This window comes from Chitinimonas prasina, from assembly GCF_030160395.1.
Classification (GTDB): domain Bacteria; phylum Pseudomonadota; class Gammaproteobacteria; order Burkholderiales; family Chitinimonadaceae; genus Chitinimonas; species Chitinimonas prasina.
The window spans coordinates 1,307,461-1,325,005 of record NZ_BSOG01000001.1 but is presented as its reverse complement, the minus strand read 5'-3'; the positions used below and the strand labels follow the sequence as shown (position 1 = coordinate 1,325,005).

Here is a 17,545-nt window from a genome sequence, read left to right as displayed (position 1 = left end):
ATCCATATGAATTTGAATTGAATTTTCATACTTGGCATCCGCATATTTGTAGTTAGCACTGACACGCCTCAGCGAGACTCGCCAACACCACTTCAACAGGTGTGAGTCTAACCCGCACAGATAGACCTTCGCATACCCAAGCTGACGGCGGCATCCTGATAAATTTCACTCATGCCTGCAACCTACCCATGAGCGGACACATGTGGCCGTAAGCATCTACGACCGCTGAGGCCGAAAAGCAGTCACTCGACGCTGTCGCACGGTCTCTGGCCGTACGCGGTCACCATCGCTTACAGCAGGAGGCTGCTCCGGATGTACTGCTTGAATGGGCGGCCACTCTGGGCGAGGTATGTCAGCCCAAGGCGGAGTAGCGACACCGCTCAGGCTACGTGGCGTGCTTGGCGGGCGGCTAGTACGTCGGCTTCACAAGCACATGACGCACTCGAGGGCCAAAGGCGAACTCCAAGAAGAAGCCCTCGAAGTGAGGGCTTTTCAACAACTGTGTCACAGATTTTTCACTAACTTGGCACGGCTTTCACTAACTGTGGCACCCGACAACACTACGCACCTTACACATCAATATTCCGCGCAATCAAAGCATTCTGCTCGATAAACGCTCTACGCGGTTCCACGTTGTCGCCCATCAGGGTCGTGAAGATATCGTCCGCCGCCATGGCGTCTTCTATCTGCACCTTCATCAGGCGGCGCACGGTGGGGTCCATGGTGGTTTCCCACAGCTGGTCGGGGTTCATTTCACCCAGGCCTTTGTAGCGCTGTACGGTCATATTGCGGCGGACTTCGTTCAGCAGCCATTCCAGCGCTTCGCCAAACTCGGTGATCTGCTTTTCGTGGTCGCCACGGCGTACTACGGCGTCGGCGTCCAACAGGCCGGTCAGCAGGTCTGCCGTACGGCGCAGTTGCAGGTAGTCGCCCGAGTGCAGGAAGTCGTGATCCAGGTACTGCATGCTGATATTGCCGTGGACAATTTTCTTGAGGCGCAGGATAAACGCGTCGTTCTTGTCGTCATGCACGGGTTCCAGCACAAAGGCGCTGTCCCCGATAGCGGCCATCAGTTGCTTGGCCGATTCGGCGGCGGCGGCTTCGCTGCTCATGTCGAGAGCGGGCGACTTGAGCAGGGCGTAGAGCACGGTGGGGTCGATCAGGCGTTTTTCGCGCTCAATCACGGCCTGGGCCAGCAGGTATTGGCGGGCGATGGCGTCCAGCGCGGCGCCTTCCAGCGGGTCGGCTCCCTTGCGGGGGATTAGCTGGGCGCCGCTCAGGGCCAGTTTGAGCAGGTACTGGTTCAGTTCCTGGTCGTCCTTCTGGTATTGCTCGTTCTTGCCGTGCTTCACCTTGTACAGCGGCGGCTGGGCGATGTAGATGTAGCCGCGCTCTACCAGCTCGGGCAACTGGCGGTAGAGGAAGGTCAGCAGCAGGGTACGGATGTGGGCGCCGTCCACGTCGGCATCGGTCATGATGATGATGCGGTGGTAGCGCAGTTTCTCCAGCGAGAAATCGTCCTTGCCTATGCCGCAGCCCAGGGCGGTGATCAGGGTGGCGATCTGCTCGGACGAGATCAGCTTGTCGAAACGGGCGCGTTCCACGTTCAGCACCTTGCCGCGCAGTGGCAGGATGGCCTGGAACTTGCGGTCGCGGCCCTGCTTGGCCGATCCACCGGCCGAATCACCCTCCACCAGGTAGATTTCTGACAGGGCGGGGTCTTTTTCCTGGCAGTCGGCCAGCTTGCCGGGTAGGCCCAGGCCGTCCATCGCGCCTTTGCGGCGGGTCAGTTCGCGCGCACGGCGGGCGGCATCACGAGCGCGGGCGGCGTCGATGATCTTGCCGACAATCGTCTTGGCGTCGAGCGGGTTTTCCTGCAGGAAGTCATTCAGCGCATCGGCCACTACCTCGTTCACCACCGGGCCGATTTCACTGGAGACCAGCTTGTCCTTGGTCTGGCTGCTGAACTTGGGGTCGGGCAGCTTGACGCTCAATACGCAGGTCAGGCCTTCGCGCATATCGTCGCCGGCCGTTTCGATCTTGGCTTTCTTGGCGACTTCGCTTTTTTCGATGTAGGTGTTGAGCGTGCGGGTCATCACCTGGCGCAGTGCGGTCATATGGCTGCCGCCGTCCCGCTGGGGGATGTTGTTGGTGAAGCACTGGACGGATTCCTGGTAGGAATCGTTCCACTGCATGGCCACTTCCACGCTCATGCCGTCCTTCTCGCCAAAGCCGTAGAAGACCTTGGGATGCAGGGCGGTTTTGTTGCGGTTCATGTATTCGACAAAGCCCTTCACGCCACCGGAGTAGGAGAAGTTTTCTTCCTTGCCGTTGCGGCGGTCGATCAGCACGATGCCCACGCCGTTGTTGAGAAAGCTCAGCTCACGGATACGCTTGGCCAGGATCTCGTAATGGAATTCGACATTGCCGAAGGTCTCGGTGCTGGCCAGGAAGTGGACTTCGGTACCGCGATGCTCGGTTTTGCCGACTTCCTTCAGCGGCTCTACCCGCTCACCCCGGCGGAATTCCATGCTGTGGACCTTGCCATCGCGGCGTATGGTCAGGCGCAGCCAGTCCGATAGAGCGTTGACCACCGAGACGCCTACACCATGCAGACCACCCGATACTTTGTAGCTGTTCTGGTCGAACTTGCCGCCCGCGTGCAGCTCGGTCATGACAATTTCGGCAGCAGAGCGCTTGAATTCGTCGTCTTCCTTGATGGCGGTGGGTATGCCACGGCCGTTGTCTTCCACCGAGATGGAGTTGTCGGGGTGGATGATGACCTTGATGTCGTTGCAGTGGCCTGCCAAGGCTTCGTCAATGGCGTTGTCCAGCACTTCGAACACCATGTGATGCAAGCCTGTACCGTCCTGCGTATCGCCAATGTACATGCCGGGGCGTTTACGTACCGCCTCCAGGCCTTTCAACATCTTGATACTGTCTGCACCGTATTCCTGATCGCTCATCTACCTATCCACCTGGAGCTATCGGCTGTGGCCAGCAACCGTGGTTTGCAACGGTTTGCGGCGGCCTGCCGCTGTACTGATAAAAACACCAAAGCCGGCCATGATAGCCGGCTTGGCAATGCTAGGCGCACTTAAATGCGCATGGGCATTACAACGTATTTGAAGTTGGGCTCTTCCGGCACGGTCACCAGGGTACTGCTGGTGGCATGGTCGCCAAAGGCAAACACCAGGGCTTCGTGGTCCAGATTGGTCAATACATCAAGCAGGTAGCCGATGTTGAAGCCGATATCGAGCGGGTCGCCCTGATAGGGGATCTCCAGCTCTTCGGTGGCTTCTTCCTGCTCGCTGTTGTTGCAGATGATCTTGAGCGTACCGTCGCTCAATACCAGCCGTACACCACGGAATTTCTCGTTCGACAAGATGGCGGCACGCTGCAGCGATGCCAGCAGTTGGGCGCGGTTCAGCGGTACCAGCTTGTCGTTGCCGGTCGGCACCACGCGGTTGTAGTCGGGGAACTTGCCGTCTACCACCTTGCTGTGGATGACGATATTGCCAAAGGCAAACTTCACCTGGTTCTGCGCAATTTCGATGGTGACATCGTCGTCGATATCGGCCAGCAGCTTGTACAGCTCCACGATGGTCTTGCGCGGCAGGATCACTTCATTGCGCTCAACTGCGTTTTCCAGATCGCTGGAGACAAAAGCCAGGCGATGGCCGTCTGTGGCCACCAGCTTGAACGAATTGCCCTCGGTCAGCATGAACAGGCCGTTGAGGTAGTAGCGGATGTCCTGATGCGCCATGGCGTACTGCACGCGGGCAATCAGCTGCTTGAGCTGGCTTTGCGGCAGCTTGATCACACTCTTGACGTTGGTGTCGATGGCGAGCTTGGGGAAATCCGGTGCTGGCAGGGTCTGCAGGTTGAAGCGGCTCTTGCCGGCTTTCACCGTGAGACGGCTGTCGTCCTGGTCCAGGCTGACGGTAGAGCCATCAGGCATGGCTCGCAGTATGTCCTGGAACTTCTTGGCTGATACGGTGAACTGGAAGTCACCCCCTTCATTGCTGGCGTGCTGGGTGGTGATCTGGATTTCCAGGTCAGTTGCCAGGAAGGTCAGCTGGCCGTCTTGCTTGGCAATCAGCACGTTCGACAGGATGGGCAGGGTGTGGCGACGTTCGACGATGCCGGTGACGGTAGTCAGCGGTTTGAGGAGGGAATCGCGTTCTGCTTGTATCAGCAACATAATAGAGTAGTTCCTGAAGATAGATAAATAAGAGCGACCGTTTTCTGTGGATAAGTCTGCTTGCGCTTACTTTTCAACAACTTGCCGCTTTTTTGCCTTGTGGACAGCTCTGCTACGCTGTTGTGTATGAATTGTGTCCCGAATTTTGCCTCAACTCGGTACGCCAGCTTATCCACATTTGATGCATTGTTATCCCGTTGTGTTCAGTTGCGCAGTATCTGCGCCAAAACGTTGTAATCGTGGTTCATGGTGGCGTCGCCTTGGCGCAACGCTGCAATGGTCTTGCAGGCATGCAGCACGGTGGTGTGATCGCGGCCGCCAAACGCTTCGCCTATGGCCGGCAGGCTCATCTGGGTCAGGTCCTTGGCCAGTGCCATGGCGATCTGGCGGGGGCGGGCGATATCGCGGGTGCGCTTCTTGGAGTGCATGTCCGCCACCTTGATCTTGTAGAAGTCGGCCACTGTCTTCTGGATGTTTTCCACCGAGATCAGTTTGTTGCCCGAGGCCAGGATGTCCTTGAGGGCTTCCTTGGCGACTTCCAGGGTGATCTGCTCGCCGGTGAAGCGCGAATAGGCCAGCACCCGCTTGAGCGCGCCTTCCAGCTCGCGCACATTGGAGCGTATGTGCTTGGCGATGAAGAAGGAGACGCTGGATTCCAGCTTGAAACCTTCCGATTCGGCTTTCTTGTGCAGAATCGCCACCCGCATTTCCAGCTCGGGCGGTTCGATGGCCACGGTCAGGCCCCAGCCAAAGCGCGAGATCAGCCGGTCTTCTATGCCCTCGATCTCCTTGGGATAGCGGTCCGAGGTGATGATGACCTGGCGATGGCCTTCGATCAGGGCGTTGAACGCATAGAAGAACTCTTCCTGCGTGCGGTTCTTGCCCGAGAAGAACTGGATGTCATCGATCAGCAGCAGATCGAGCGAGTGGTAGTAACGCTTGAACTCGTCGAAAGACTTGTGCTGATAGGCCCGCACCACATCGGCCACATAGCGCTCGGCATGGATGTAGCGGATCTTGGCGTCGGGCCGGTGCTGGTGCACCAGGTTGCCTATGGCCTGGATCAGGTGAGTCTTGCCCAAGCCCACGCCACCGTAGACAAACAGGGGGTTGTAGGCCGTGCCGGGGTTTTCGCCTATCTGGATGGCGGCAGCACGGGCCAACTGGTTGGCCTTACCGGTTACCAGGGTCTCGAAGGTGAAATTGGGGTTGAGACGGGTGGTCTCGTTGGCCATGGCCAGCGACCGCAGCGGGGTGGGCTTGGCGGTGGTGGCTTGGGCCTGGGGCGCTGCGGTTTCGTTGCGGCCGGCGCTGTTGCTGCTGGTACTGGCGGCGGCAGGGCGCGCAGTCTGGGCTTTGCCCACCGTCAGTTCGATGGTGTGGGCCAGCTCGCCAAAGTATTCGGCGGCGTATTTTTCGATACGGACGAGGAAGCGATCTTTGACGAATTGAAGCGAGAACTGGTTGGGCGCGTACAGCGACACCGCCTCGTTCTCCACAGAGCAGGCCAGCGGCTTGATCCACGTGTTGAACTGCTGCGCAGACAATTCTTCGGCGAACCGGGCAAGGCAGCTCGGCCAAAAGTCTTCGGCGGGTAAGGTCATGTTTTTATTGGAAATCGTGCGGCACGGCCGATAGGTTATGCAAACGGCATACCGGTGCGGCTGCCCTTATGGGGCGGGTGGCCGTTGCACTGTCGTCTTGGCAGACAACAGGGTTAATCGGCCACGTATTCTAGTCATTTTCAACAGGCTTATCCACAGGCTGTGGAAAATAAAGGGTATTGACAACTAAGGCTTTTTTCCGTCTAATCGCACGTTTCTTCACACGACACGAACAAGTCTCAGGGGCATTGCCATGAAACGTACTTACCAACCCTCCGTTATTCGTCGCAAGCGTACCCACGGTTTCCTGGTTCGCAGCCGTACCCGTGGTGGTCGCGCCGTGCTGGCCGCACGCCGCGCCAAGGGCCGTCACAGCCTGTCGGTCTGAGCGTAGCGGTTGACGCAACGCTTCACCAGGCAGCAACGCCTGTTAAAAACGGATGAGTTTTCATCCGTTTTTAGTTTGCGCCGTATCCAGGCCAATGCCTTCTTCCAGGTCTGGATCAAGCCCAATGAACTGGGCAAGGCACGGCTCGGCGTGGTGGTCTCCAAAAAGATCGAACGCCGGGCGGTAGGCCGCAACTTCATCAAGCGCACAGCGCGCGAGCTGTTTAGACGCGAAGCCGACAAACTGGCCGGACTGGATCTGATTGTGCGTGCCAAACGCAGCTTTCACCGTAGCGAAGCCCCGGCAGCTCGGGCGGCTTTGTTGCGCCTGTTCGATCGGTTTGCGCCATGTCGCGGCTCCTGATCGGGCTGATCTACGCCTACCGCTATACCTTGCGGCCGCTCATCGGCCCGCGTTGCCGCTATACCCCGCACTGCTCCGAGTACGCCATCCAGGCGCTAAACCGCCATGGCGCGGCGCGGGGTGGATGGCTTACAATCCGCCGGCTTTGCCGCTGCCACCCCTGGGGTGGCCACGGGCACGACCCCGTGCCCTGATTCCCACGACGAGATTCCAAGCATGGATACCAAACGTCTCATAGCTTTCGTGGTGCTTTCCTTTGCCATCCTGTACGGCTGGCAACACTGGTTCGCACCCAAGCCGACTCCCGCCCAAATCGCTGCCCAGCAACAGGCTGCCGCCACTGGCACGCCCGCCGCCGCTGCAGCCACGGGTACCGCCACGACTGCTGCTGAAGGTGCGCTCACCCGTGCCGGCCGCATCAAGGTCAAGACCGATCTGCTTGATGCCGAGATCGACACCATGGGCGGCGACCTGCGCAAGCTCACGCTGATCGAGCACGGCCAGCACGACAATGCCAAGGTGCCCTTCGTGCTGTTCCAGGAAGGCCCCGAGCATACCTATGTGGCGCATACCGGCCTGATCAGCAACGGCCTCAACCTGCCCACCCATCGCACCCTGTTCAGCAGCAAGGACACCGCCGTCAGCCTGCAGCCTGGCCAGAACAGCGTGTCGGTGCGGCTGGATGCGCCCGAGGTCAACGGTATCAAGGTCGCCAAGATCTATACCTTCAAGCGCGATAGCTATGTCATCGATGTGGCCTATGAAATCGTCAACGGCAGCCAGGCGCCGCTCAATCTGAGCGCCTACTACAGCCTGGTGCGTGACGGTAAGGACCCACGCGGTACCGGTGGCTTCTTTACCGGCGGCGCGGCCTTCACCGGCCCGGCGGTCTACACCGAAGAGAAGAAGTTCCAGAAGGTCACCTTCAGCGATATCGACAAGGACAAGGCCGAATACGTGGCCAAGCCGGCCGATGGCTGGGTGGCCATGGTGCAGCATTACTTTGTCAGCGCCTGGTTGATGTCGCCCAACGGCGGCGCCAATCTGTGCGCCAAGTCGGCCTGTACCGTGCAGGTCACCAAGAAGCCGGGCGAGCTGTATCAATCGGCCGTGCAGGTGAACCAGCCCACCATCGCCGCCGGCGCCAACTATCGCGTCAGCGTGCCGCTGTATGCCGGCCCGCAGGAGACCCGCGCGCTGCAGGCTGCTGCACCTGGCCTGGATCTGGTCAAGGACTACGGCATCTTCAAGATCATCGCCCAGCCCATGTTCGCGCTGCTGGATCTGATACACGGCGGTGCCAGCATCGGCGGTGTGCAGATACCCGGCATAGGCAACTGGGGTTGGTCCATCGTGCTGTTCACGTTGCTCATCAAGCTGGCGCTGTACCCGCTGGCCGTGACCCAGTACCGCTCCATGGCCAAGATGAAGAAGCTGGCCCCGCGCATGCAGAAGCTGAAGGAACAATACGGCGACGACCGTATGAAGTTCCAGCAGGCTGTGATGGAGTTGTACAAGAGCGAGAAGGCCAACCCGTTGTCCGGTTGCCTGCCCATCCTGATCCAGATGCCTATCTTCATGGGCCTGTTCTACATGCTGCAGGCCGTGGTGGAACTGCGCCAGGCGCCATGGATGCTGTGGATACATGATCTGTCGGTGGCCGACCCGTACTGGGTCCTGCCCATCCTGATGATATTGACCATGTGGATACAGACCCGCTTCAACCCGCCCAGCGGCGACCCGATGCAGGATCGCATGATGAAGATCATGCCGGTGGTGTTCGGTGTGATGTTCATCTGGTTCCCGGCCGGTCTGGTGCTCTACTATGTGATCAACAACGTGTTCTCCATCGGTCAGCAGTGGTACATCACCCGCAAGATCGAACGCGAGGACAGCACGGTCAAGACCACGCCGGCCAAACCGGCCAAGGCCAGCAAGGCCAAGGGCAAGTAAGCCCGGCTAGCTTGTGAGAAAGATCGGTTATGCCGCCCTATGGGCGGCATAATTGTTTGTGCCATCAGGATGCCCAACATGACCCAGTCCCCCCGTCGCGACACCATCGCCGCCATCGCCACCGCCCCCGGCAGGGGAGGCGTAGGGGTGGTACGGATATCCGGCACCGGCCTGGCCGAACTGGGCCTCACCCTGGCCGGCAAGCCGCTCAAGCCACGGCATGCCCACTATGCGGATTTCCGTAGCAGTGATGGCGAGCTGATAGACCAAGGCCTGGCGCTGTTCTTCCCCGGCCCGCACTCATTTACCGGTGAAGATGTGCTGGAACTGCAAGGCCACGGTGGCCCGGTGGTAATGCAGATGCTGCTGCGCCGTTGCCTGGAACTGGGCGCCCGCCTGGCCGAGCCGGGCGAATTCACCCGCCGCGCCTTCCTCAACGACAAGCTGGACTTGGCCCAGGCCGAAAGCGTGGCCGACCTGATCGACGCAGGTTCCGAAGCCGCCGCCCGATCGGCCCTGCGCTCGCTGGCCGGGGCTTTTTCCGGCGAGATCCACACCCTGGTCGAGCAGTTGATCAACCTGCGCATGCTGGTGGAGGCCACGCTGGACTTCCCCGAGGAAGACATCGATTTTCTGGAGGCCGCCGACGCCCGTGGCAAGCTGGCCAGCCTGCACGGCCAGCTGCAAAAGGTGTTTGGCACCGCCCGCCAGGGCAGCCTGCTGCGCGAGGGCATGCATGTGGTGTTGATAGGCCAGCCCAATGTGGGCAAATCCAGCCTGATGAACGCCCTGGCCGGTGAGGATGTGGCCATCGTCACCGATATCGCCGGCACCACCCGCGATACCGTGCGCGAGCTGATACAGCTGGATGGCGTGCCCATGCACATCATCGACACCGCCGGCCTGCGCCAGACCGACGACACGGTGGAACAAATAGGCATAGCCCGCACCTGGGCGGCAGTGGAGAAAGCCGACCTGGCCCTGCTGCTGATAGACAGCCGCGAGGGCATTACCGAGCACGACCGCGACATCCTGGGCCGCCTGCCCGAGCGACTGCCCCGTGTGCATGTGTTCAACAAGGTCGATCTGACCGGCGAGGCGGTGGGCCACGCCGAGGAAGACGGCCATGCCGTGCTGCGCCTGTCGGCCAAGGCCGGCCTGGGCCTGGATGAACTCAAGCGCACCCTGCTGGATATGGTGGGCTGGGGCGGTACCGACGCCGGCGTATTCCTGGCCCGCGAACGCCACCTCGATGCCATCCGCCGCGCCGCCAGCCATCTCGAGACAGCGGCCCTGGTCTGGCAGCAAGTAGAACTATTCGCTGAGGAATTACGCCTGGCCCAGAACGCCCTGGCCAGCATCACCGGCGAATTCAGCGCCGACGACCTGCTGGGCGAGATATTCAGCCGCTTCTGCATAGGCAAGTAACCTTGGGGTGGTAAGAGCCTGTTCAAAGTCTTTTCACCGGGCCGGCGCGAGGCGAAAAGACTTTGAACAGGCTCTAAGGTAGGGCGCTGATGCCAGACCGCCACCACACTGTGGCCTATCTGCCATTGTGTGCTGCAACATCTTCCCAATGCCCCAAAAGCGTGCTTGAATAGGGCAACCGTTCAAACGCTTGTTTGAAACGCGCGGCGTGATACGACACGTCCGTGTGCAAGCGACCGGGTCGGCCATACGCCGGCCCCTACACCTCGCCGCCATCCGCGGCGACACCGAACCCAGCCGGGTTCGACAGCCCGCCGCATGATCGGGCTGCAGCAAGCCAGTTCGCAAACTACATTGAGACGGGTGCAGCCCAGCTGCCATCCGCGATTGAGTATCTGCGCCATGTACTGCCCTTGGGCAAGTGGTGCGGCAGCGGTGGTTCTCCCGCGCAGGCGGGCTTCGTTGCCAAATCCAAGGCCGCATCCCATGGGGTTGCACGCCTTTGATTTGGAAATGAAACAAGGCGAGGTGTAGCAATGAAAATAGCCATACCCAGGGAAACAGCCCTGCGCGAGACCCGCGTGGCGGCCACCCCCGAGACGGTGAAGAAATACGTGGCCATGGGCCATGCCGTTGCCGTGCAAAGCGGCGCTGGCGTGGCATCGGCCATACCCGATACGGCCTATGCCGAGGCGGGCGCCAGCATCGCGGCCGACTACGCGGCCACGGTGGATGGTGCCGACGTGGTCTTCAAGGTGCGTGCGCCATCGGCAGAAGAATTGCCGGCACTGAAAGACGGCGCGGCCGTCATCGCCCTGTGCGATCCCTACCGCAACCCGCTGCTGGCCGATTACGCCGCCCGCAAGCTCGATGTCTACGCCATGGAGCTGGTGCCCCGCACTACCCGGGCGCAAGCCATGGATGTGCTGTCGTCGCAGGCCAATATCGCCGGCTACAAGGCCGTACTGCTGGCGGCCGAGTACTACCCGCGTTTCTTCCCCATGATGATGACCGCTGCCGGTACGGTAAAGCCGGCGCGGGTGCTGATACTGGGTGCCGGTGTGGCGGGCCTGCAGGCCATCGCTACGGCCAAGCGCCTGGGGGCTGTGGTGGAGGCCTTTGATGTGCGGCCGGTCGCCAAGGAGCAGGTGGAATCGCTGGGCGGCAAGTTTGTGGAAGTGCCCCTGAACGAAGAGGAAAAGAAGCAGGCCGAGACGGCGGGCGGCTATGCCCGCGAGATGTCGGACGATTACAAGCAGCGGCAGGCCGCCCTGGTCGATAAACATGCCCGCAATGCCGATATCGTCATCACCACCGCCCTGATACCAGGCCGCCCCGCCCCCGTGCTGATCAAGCCTGAGACGGTGGCCGGCATGAAATACGGCGCGGTGCTGGTGGACCTGGCGGTGGAGAACGGCGGCAACTGCCCTTTGTCGCGGCTCAATGAGGTGGTCACCACCGACAACGGCGTCAAGCTGGTGGGCTACGGCAACCTGGCTGGCCTGGTGGCGGCCGATGCCTCGGCCCTGTATGCCCGCAACCTGCTCAACTTCGCCGGCCTGATCCTGGACAAGGAAAAAGGCTATGTGGTGAACCGCGAAGACGACATTGTGGCCGCCAGCCTCGTTACCCATGCGGGTGACGTTCTGTTCGGCAAGGGCTGAAGCCCGCTTCGATTACACAGCATTCAGGGAGCCTTCCATGAGTACCACAGAAACCGTCGCGCACGCCGCGACCCAGGCCGCCCAGACGGCGGCTGCCAGCCTGCCGGTGGAGCAGCTGGTGCAAACCCCCTTTGTGGCCACCTTCACCATCTTCGTGCTGGCCATCTTCATCGGCTATCACGTGGTGTGGAGCGTCACCCCCGCCCTGCATACCCCCTTGATGGCGGTGACCAATGCCCTGTCGTCCATCATCGTGGTGGGTGCCGTGCTGCAGACGGTCGATATCGGTGGCCAGGCCATCACCCTCACTTCGGTGCTGGGTGCGGTGTCGGTCTTTCTGGCCAGTGTGAACATTTTCGGCGGCTTCGCGGTGACTTCGCGGATGCTGGAAATGTTCAAGAAAAAGAAGAAGTGAGGCGAACCCCATGAACCTGATCGCGCAATACGCAGACTGGATCTACCTGGTCGCCGCCGTCCTCTTCATCCTGACGCTGAAAGGCCTGTCCAGCCCCACCGGTGCCATCGCCGGCAACCGCTACGGCATGGTGGGCATGGCTCTGGCCGTGCTGGTCACCCTGGTGATTGCCCCCAGCCCCAACTTTGCGCTCATCGTTCTGGCCATGGTGGCCGGTGCGGCGGTAGGCCTGTACCGCGCCAAGACCGTGCCCATGACGCAGATGCCCGAGACCGTGGCGTTGATGCATTCGCTGGTGGGCCTGGCCGCCGTGCTGATTGCCCTGGCTGCCGTACACAACGGCGACCAGCACCATAGCACGGTGCAGCGGGTAGAGCTGTTCATCGGCTGCTTTATCGGTGGCATCACCTTCACCGCCTCGGTGGTGGCCTGGGGCAAGCTCAGCGCCAAGCTGGCGGCCAAGCCGCTCAAGGGCGGCTGGGTCAAGCCGGTGCAGATCGGCCTGGCGCTGGGCATGCTGGGCTTTGGCGGGCACTACTTCATCACCGAATCGCTTACCTCCTTCTGGGTGATGACGGCCTTCTCGGTGGTGCTCGGTTACTTCCTGATCGCCCCCATAGGCGGCGGCGACATGCCGGTAGTGGTGTCCATGCTCAACAGCTACTCGGGTTGGGCGGCAGCCGGCATCGGCTTTACCCTCAACAACTCGGTGCTGATCATCGCCGGCTCGCTGGTGGGTTCTTCCGGTGCCATCCTCAGCTACATCATGTGCAAGGCCATGAACCGATCGCTGATGAATGTGATCTTCGGCGGCGGCATGGGGGGTGATGAGGCGGCCGGTGCGGCTGGCGATGCGGTGCAAAAGGCCTACAAATCAGGCAGCGCCGACGATGCGGCCTTCATGATGAGCAATGCCGATTCGGTGGTGATCGTGCCTGGCTACGGCCTGGCCGTATCGCGTGCCCAGCATGCGCTGCAGGAATACGCCAACGCCCTGACCGAAAAGGGTGTGAAGGTGCGCTATGCCATCCACCCGGTGGCGGGTCGCATGCCCGGCCATATGAATGTGCTGCTGGCCGAAGCCGAAGTGCCCTACGAGCAGGTACAGGAGATGGAGGAGATCAACTCGGACTTCTCCAACACCGATGTGGTACTGGTAATAGGCGCCAACGACGTGGTCAACCCGGCCGCCTTGAAAGATAAGCAGAGCCCCATCTATGGCATGCCTATACTGGAGGCGCACAAGGCCCGCACGGTGATCGTGGTGAAACGCTCCATGAGTGCGGGTTATGCTGGACTCGACAACGAATTGTTCTATCTTGACAAGACCATGATGGTGTTCGGCGATGCCAAGAAGGTAGTGGAAGACATGCTTAAAGCGGTCGCGCACTGACCGCCTCTTTCGAAAGACCGTCCATAACAGACGCTTCAGCCGCCGCCCAGGCGGCTGTTTTTTGCCCTGCCGTATTGCAGGTCTTGGTGGACAGTTCGCTGCCTGGGCAATTGGTTTCACGTGGAGCGCGAGGATGATATGGCACTGGCGCAATAGTTGGTGGCCTGTGACAAGCGCCGCCAGCCTCTCCTCAATCTTACCCTAGCCATGATCCGTAACCGGCCATCGTGTGTAGCCCCCCTACCAAAACCCAGCGTAGCGGTCCTGGCTAAACGCCAGCATGATTTTGTGGGCGGCTTGCTGAGCTGACTTCCTACTTGGGGGGCTTACGGATACCCCCGCTCGATACTTCGGCCCGTTCGGTGCCGGATATTTGCCTGATAGCCGCCGCTGCATGGCCCGTCGTTCTTCATGCTGCAGAGCCGGTTATTGACCAGCAAGAATCCGTGCGGCTTTAGGTCGACACTTCACGATAGGTCTAAAAAATCAAACCATTGATTTAAATGGATAAATAAGATTTATCCGTAACAGAAGATGGCTGGCACGCTCCTTGCCATATAGACCTCGTACCCGCCGGGTACAGCAACGCACAACGTTGCCACATCAAAGTGATAGAGGAGCTTTAAAATGCAAAACCAAGAGATCGCCCAGGTTCAAGAACTCGACTTCGAAATCCTGGAAACGACCGAAGCCACTGCAATGGAAGAAATGGGCGCATCCAGCACCATCGCTGCTGGCTCGACCTGCAGCAAGCAAGAGAAGTAAGACGCCGGAAGTCCTGCCCGCAAGGGCAGGACTTTTTTGCTGGCCGCCAGGCTAGCCTGCATACCTCTAGCTTACCGGTTTCCGCCATGAGCGCCCTCGTACCATCCAGTACCTACCGAGTCCGCCCCGACCTTTTCATCAAGGTCAGCGAAGAGCGGCTTTACCTGCGCCATCGCGAGCAGCACTACATCCTGCGCCTGGGCAGCGAATTGATACGCTCCATATTCCAGTTTCTGGACGGCAACGATGGTCGGCTACCACTCCATGCCGTGCTGGCCGCCTTTCCTGAAACGCATCGCCAGGCCCTGTTGAAGTTTCTGGGCTTTCTGCTGGACAAGGACATGGCCTTCCGCCAGCGCAGCGGCAGTATGCCCCCTGAGCTTGCGCCGGTCACCGATACCCTGAGCTACCTCGCCGATTATCTCGACGACCCGATCGCTGCCTACGAGGCCGTTGCCCGCCAGCGCCTCCTGCTGGTGGGCCAAGGCTATGCGCTCAGCAGCGCCATCAAGACCTTGTCCCGGTTGGGGCTGCGCAATCTGTGGGTGCAGGTACAGGCAGATGCCCCCGGCTTCGACGAAGCTGAGCTGGCCGCCTGCTACGACCAGCTCAGCTGTTGGCCCGATGCCCGCCTGGGCTTCATCCGCCAGCCAGCCGATCTTGTCGCCGTTGGCATAGATGCTTTGCTGTACTGCGGCATGCCCGAGGCCGCGCCGGTCGCCCAGCCTTGCACCGCCTACTACGGCTACCTGCAAGGCGCGCATGCCTGCCTGAGCTTGGCGCCGCTGGACACTTCACCACTGGATGGCTCGGCTGAATGCCCACCCAATATGGCATTGGTCGGTGGCGCCGTGCTGGCCACCGCCTGGTTCGATCATCTCTGCGGCGTACAGACACTACTGCCCGGCCAATATCAGCATTACCCCCTGCATGGCCAGGGGCGGTTGCAATCGGCACCCGCCCTGCGCCTCCGTCCACTCGATGCGCTCCCACCCGTGGCCGATGTGGGGCCCCATGCGGCGCCACACATCGGCCGCCAGCTGGACAGCCTACTGGGCACCCCGCTGTTCCCCCTGCACAGCCTGCGGGAGGAAACCGATCAGCGCAGCTATATCAAGCTGTATTCCCTCGTCTGCCAAGATGCGCGGCAACAGGGCCAAGACTCGCCACGGCTGCTGGCCGCCGGCTTTGACCGACAGGACTGCCTGCAACGCCTGCTGCTGCAGCTGCCCACTACCCGGGCCTGCTGGTTCGATAGCAGCGATGCGGCCGAAAGGCAGGCCAGCCTGCTCGCTGCAGCACACTACCAGTCGGCCCACGCCCTGCTTGCCACCCGCCTGCCCACGCTGCTGTCGTCTGTCAACCAAGCCTTGAGCCAGCTACTGGGTCCGCGCGAGGAATACATCGCCTTCTGCATAGGCATGGCATTCGCACAGGCTGTGCGGTGGTACGAAGGCCCACTGGACCTGGACGGGCTCCCGCATTGCCTGGTCGCACAAGCCGGTGCCGCCGTGGTATGCCTACCCTACGGCGACGCGCCGACAGAGGCTGATCGCAGCGCCTTGCTGTTTACCCTGTATGCCGCACTATGGCGCCAAGCCCAGGGCGAAGCGTTGCCCGCCTACGAAGTACTGCTGCCGGCATCGCATCATCCATTCCACGGGACAGCCGGGCAATGAGTGCGCCACGTATGCCCCTGTTGGCCTTGACCGAGTGCATCGCGTCGGCTGCCGCGCGCCTGCACCTGCCCTTACATCTGGCCACGCGCGATTCGGCTCTGGAAAGCCTGCCGTTCTCGGGGCCAGTACTGCTGTGCCTGCAGGAGCCAGGCCTGCTGGCCCTGCTGCCCCTGGGTGCCGCACCACGCGAGGCACTGCGCAGCGCTTTTGCTTTTGCCGACGATTTCGACACGTTTCCTAGCTTTCAACGGCAGTGGCGCTGGTCGGCCAAGCTCGCGGTCCAGCTGGAAACGCTGCTACAGCAGCTGGCCGCAAGCCGGCTGGAGAGCGGCCCAGTGGGCGTGGCACATGTCTACCTCAACGGTGCCTTCGAACGTAAATACTATCCTGCCCCCCTGGCCACGCCAGCACCGGCCGCTGCCGATGGCGCTGACAATTGCCGCGCCCCTACGCCCCTGCTGCAAGCCATCGAGCTGGTCTTCGGCGTTGACTCCCTGCAGAACGCCGACCTGGGTCCGGCGCCGGACCAGGCCAGCTACTTCCGCTACAGCCCGCGCTGGAACATCGTCGGCATAGGTCGCGGCAATACCGAGCAACAGATGCGCCGGGGTGCCATCTTTGAATTCGCAGAGCGTTGGGCTGCCAGCATGCGGCCGGCCAACACCCTGACTGGCCGGCAGGACAGGTTGGGTACAGCCGCACTGCGGCCTGAGCAATTGCTGGGCATGCCGTTGGGCAGTGTTGCCGATCAGTTCCCTGGCTTTAGCCCAGACCGCCATTGCGACTGGCTGCCCGCCCGCCGCATAAGCAAGGACGGCGAGCACAGCTGCTTGGTACCGCTGGCACTGGTGAACTACCTGCTGCCCAGTGAGCCACCCATGGCCGTTCAGCGCAACAGCAACGGTTGTGCCCTGGGCAACAGCCCTGAAGAAGCCGCCCTGTTCGGCGCCTTGGAAGTCATCGAGCGCGATGCCCTGCTGCTGGCCTGGTATAGCCGCAGCACGCCACCCCGCCTTGATCTGGACGTCCTGCCGCACCCCGCCAGCCAGGCGGTGCTGCAGCTACTCCAGCTGCGCGGCTACCAGGTTGCCTGTTTCGACATCACCACCGAGTTCGCTGTCCCTTGTGTGCTGGTGGTATTGGCGGGCCAGGGCGAGAACCAGTTGGGGGCCTTTGTCACCGCTGCCTGTCACCCCAACCCTGTCCATGCGCTGCACACCGCGCTGGCTGAGGCCTTGTCGCTGCTGCCGACGGCCGAGCGCAATCACCACCGCAGCCAGGGTGTCCCGGCGGCAGGCCATACCGCCCAGTACCAGCGCTATGCCGATCCGGCGCAGCGCAGCCACTTTGACCACCTGCTGGGCGCCCCGGTCAGTATGACCGTCGCCGCCTTCGTGGCCCGTCAACCCTACGACAACCCCAGCCCGCAGCAAGCCTACCGGCAGCTGTACCGGCACTTGGCCCAGCTGGGCTACGAGCTGATCGTCTGCGACAACACCCCTCCGCAACTGGCCGCGCTGGGCTTGCACAGCGCCCGTGCCTACATACCGGGTACGCTCTACCTGAGCTTTGGCGAAACCCCGCCCCATACCCTGCCGCAGCGCTATGCCGCGGCAGCGCGTGCGCTGCACTGGCTGCCCGAGGGCAGCCTGCCAACGCATCTGCCGCCCCACCCACTGGGATAAGCGC

At 61.4% G+C, this 17,545-nt stretch carries 14 protein-coding genes; 11 read left to right on the top strand and 3 right to left on the bottom strand.

Features of this window, described 5'->3' with window-relative positions; genetic code table 11:
* Positions 1-569: 569 nt before the first annotated feature.
* The 3 genes from gyrB to dnaA all read right to left on the bottom strand — a co-directional run bounded on the left by gyrB (position 570) and on the right by dnaA (position 5,808).
* Entirely contained in the window at positions 570-2,966 is a 2,397-nt protein-coding gene (gene gyrB / locus QQK16_RS06140; protein ID WP_284195545.1) for a DNA topoisomerase (ATP-hydrolyzing) subunit B, read from the bottom strand.
* A 131-nt stretch (positions 2,967-3,097) separates the two neighbouring features.
* The gene (dnaN, locus tag QQK16_RS06135; RefSeq protein WP_284195544.1) at positions 3,098-4,204 is read right to left on the bottom strand and encodes a DNA polymerase III subunit beta; all 1,107 of its coding nucleotides are present in this window, start codon (positions 4,202-4,204) and stop codon (positions 3,098-3,100) included.
* A 203-nt stretch (positions 4,205-4,407) separates the two neighbouring features.
* Positions 4,408-5,808, bottom strand: coding sequence for a chromosomal replication initiator protein DnaA (dnaA, locus tag QQK16_RS06130; protein WP_284195543.1), 1,401 nt, complete (start codon positions 5,806-5,808; stop codon positions 4,408-4,410).
* Positions 5,809-6,061: 253 nt separating this feature from the next.
* Between dnaA and rpmH the strand changes: the two genes are divergently transcribed.
* The 11 genes from rpmH (at position 6,062) to QQK16_RS06075 (ending at position 17,541) form a co-directional block, all read left to right on the top strand.
* Positions 6,062-6,196, top strand: coding sequence for a 50S ribosomal protein L34 (gene rpmH, locus QQK16_RS06125; protein ID WP_072426848.1), 135 nt, complete (start codon positions 6,062-6,064; stop codon positions 6,194-6,196).
* Positions 6,197-6,271: 75 nt separating this feature from the next.
* Entirely contained in the window at positions 6,272-6,559 is a 288-nt protein-coding gene (rnpA, locus tag QQK16_RS06120; RefSeq protein WP_308446985.1) for a ribonuclease P protein component, read from the top strand.
* Entirely contained in the window at positions 6,544-6,753 is a 210-nt protein-coding gene (gene yidD, locus QQK16_RS06115; RefSeq protein ID WP_284195541.1) for a membrane protein insertion efficiency factor YidD, read from the top strand. Before rnpA ends, yidD begins: the two co-directional genes overlap by 16 nt.
* 22 nt (positions 6,754-6,775) lie before the next feature.
* Positions 6,776-8,512, top strand: coding sequence for a membrane protein insertase YidC (gene yidC, locus QQK16_RS06110; protein ID WP_284195540.1), 1,737 nt, complete (start codon positions 6,776-6,778; stop codon positions 8,510-8,512).
* Positions 8,513-8,590: 78 nt separating this feature from the next.
* A complete protein-coding gene (gene mnmE, locus QQK16_RS06105; protein ID WP_284195539.1) occupies positions 8,591-9,940 on the top strand; it encodes a tRNA uridine-5-carboxymethylaminomethyl(34) synthesis GTPase MnmE in 1,350 nt (449 codons plus the stop codon).
* Positions 9,941-10,476: 536 nt separating this feature from the next.
* Positions 10,477-11,604, top strand: a complete 1,128-nt coding sequence (locus QQK16_RS06100; protein WP_284195538.1) for a Re/Si-specific NAD(P)(+) transhydrogenase subunit alpha — start codon at positions 10,477-10,479, stop codon at positions 11,602-11,604.
* Positions 11,605-11,641: 37 nt separating this feature from the next.
* Positions 11,642-12,019: a proton-translocating transhydrogenase family protein gene (locus QQK16_RS06095; RefSeq protein WP_284195537.1), complete on the top strand. Its 378-nt coding sequence runs from the start codon at positions 11,642-11,644 to the stop codon at positions 12,017-12,019.
* Positions 12,020-12,029: 10 nt separating this feature from the next.
* Complete coding sequence (locus tag QQK16_RS06090; protein WP_284195536.1) at positions 12,030-13,412, top strand: NAD(P)(+) transhydrogenase (Re/Si-specific) subunit beta; 1,383 nt, start codon at positions 12,030-12,032, stop codon at positions 13,410-13,412.
* A gap of 627 nt (positions 13,413-14,039) precedes the next feature.
* Complete coding sequence (locus QQK16_RS06085) at positions 14,040-14,177, top strand: thiopeptide-type bacteriocin (protein ID WP_284195535.1); 138 nt, start codon at positions 14,040-14,042, stop codon at positions 14,175-14,177.
* Positions 14,178-14,263: 86 nt separating this feature from the next.
* Positions 14,264-15,856: a hypothetical protein gene (locus tag QQK16_RS06080; protein ID WP_284195534.1), complete on the top strand. Its 1,593-nt coding sequence runs from the start codon at positions 14,264-14,266 to the stop codon at positions 15,854-15,856.
* The gene (locus QQK16_RS06075) at positions 15,853-17,541 is read left to right on the top strand and encodes a YcaO-like family protein (RefSeq protein ID WP_284195533.1); all 1,689 of its coding nucleotides are present in this window, start codon (positions 15,853-15,855) and stop codon (positions 17,539-17,541) included. Before QQK16_RS06080 ends, QQK16_RS06075 begins: the two co-directional genes overlap by 4 nt.
* Positions 17,542-17,545: the final 4 nt, after the last annotated feature.

Bases quoted from the DNA above. Each gene is read 5' to 3' on its own strand.
- gyrB (WP_284195545.1), bottom strand. From the start codon at position 2,966: ATGAGCGATCAGGAATACGGTGCAGACAGTATCAAGATGTTGAAAGGC.
- dnaN (WP_284195544.1), bottom strand. From the start codon at position 4,204: ATGTTGCTGATACAAGCAGAACGCGATTCCCTCCTCAAACCGCTGACT.
- dnaA (WP_284195543.1), bottom strand. From the start codon at position 5,808: ATGACCTTACCCGCCGAAGACTTTTGGCCGAGCTGCCTTGCCCGGTTC.
- rpmH (WP_072426848.1), top strand. From the start codon at position 6,062: ATGAAACGTACTTACCAACCCTCCGTTATTCGTCGCAAGCGTACCCAC.
- yidD (WP_284195541.1), top strand. From the start codon at position 6,544: ATGTCGCGGCTCCTGATCGGGCTGATCTACGCCTACCGCTATACCTTG.
- yidC (WP_284195540.1), top strand. From the start codon at position 6,776: ATGGATACCAAACGTCTCATAGCTTTCGTGGTGCTTTCCTTTGCCATC.
- mnmE (WP_284195539.1), top strand. From the start codon at position 8,591: ATGACCCAGTCCCCCCGTCGCGACACCATCGCCGCCATCGCCACCGCC.
- QQK16_RS06100 (WP_284195538.1), top strand. From the start codon at position 10,477: ATGAAAATAGCCATACCCAGGGAAACAGCCCTGCGCGAGACCCGCGTG.
- QQK16_RS06095 (WP_284195537.1), top strand. From the start codon at position 11,642: ATGAGTACCACAGAAACCGTCGCGCACGCCGCGACCCAGGCCGCCCAG.
- QQK16_RS06090 (WP_284195536.1), top strand. From the start codon at position 12,030: ATGAACCTGATCGCGCAATACGCAGACTGGATCTACCTGGTCGCCGCC.
- QQK16_RS06085 (WP_284195535.1), top strand. From the start codon at position 14,040: ATGCAAAACCAAGAGATCGCCCAGGTTCAAGAACTCGACTTCGAAATC.
- QQK16_RS06080 (WP_284195534.1), top strand. From the start codon at position 14,264: ATGAGCGCCCTCGTACCATCCAGTACCTACCGAGTCCGCCCCGACCTT.
- QQK16_RS06075 (WP_284195533.1), top strand. From the start codon at position 15,853: ATGAGTGCGCCACGTATGCCCCTGTTGGCCTTGACCGAGTGCATCGCG.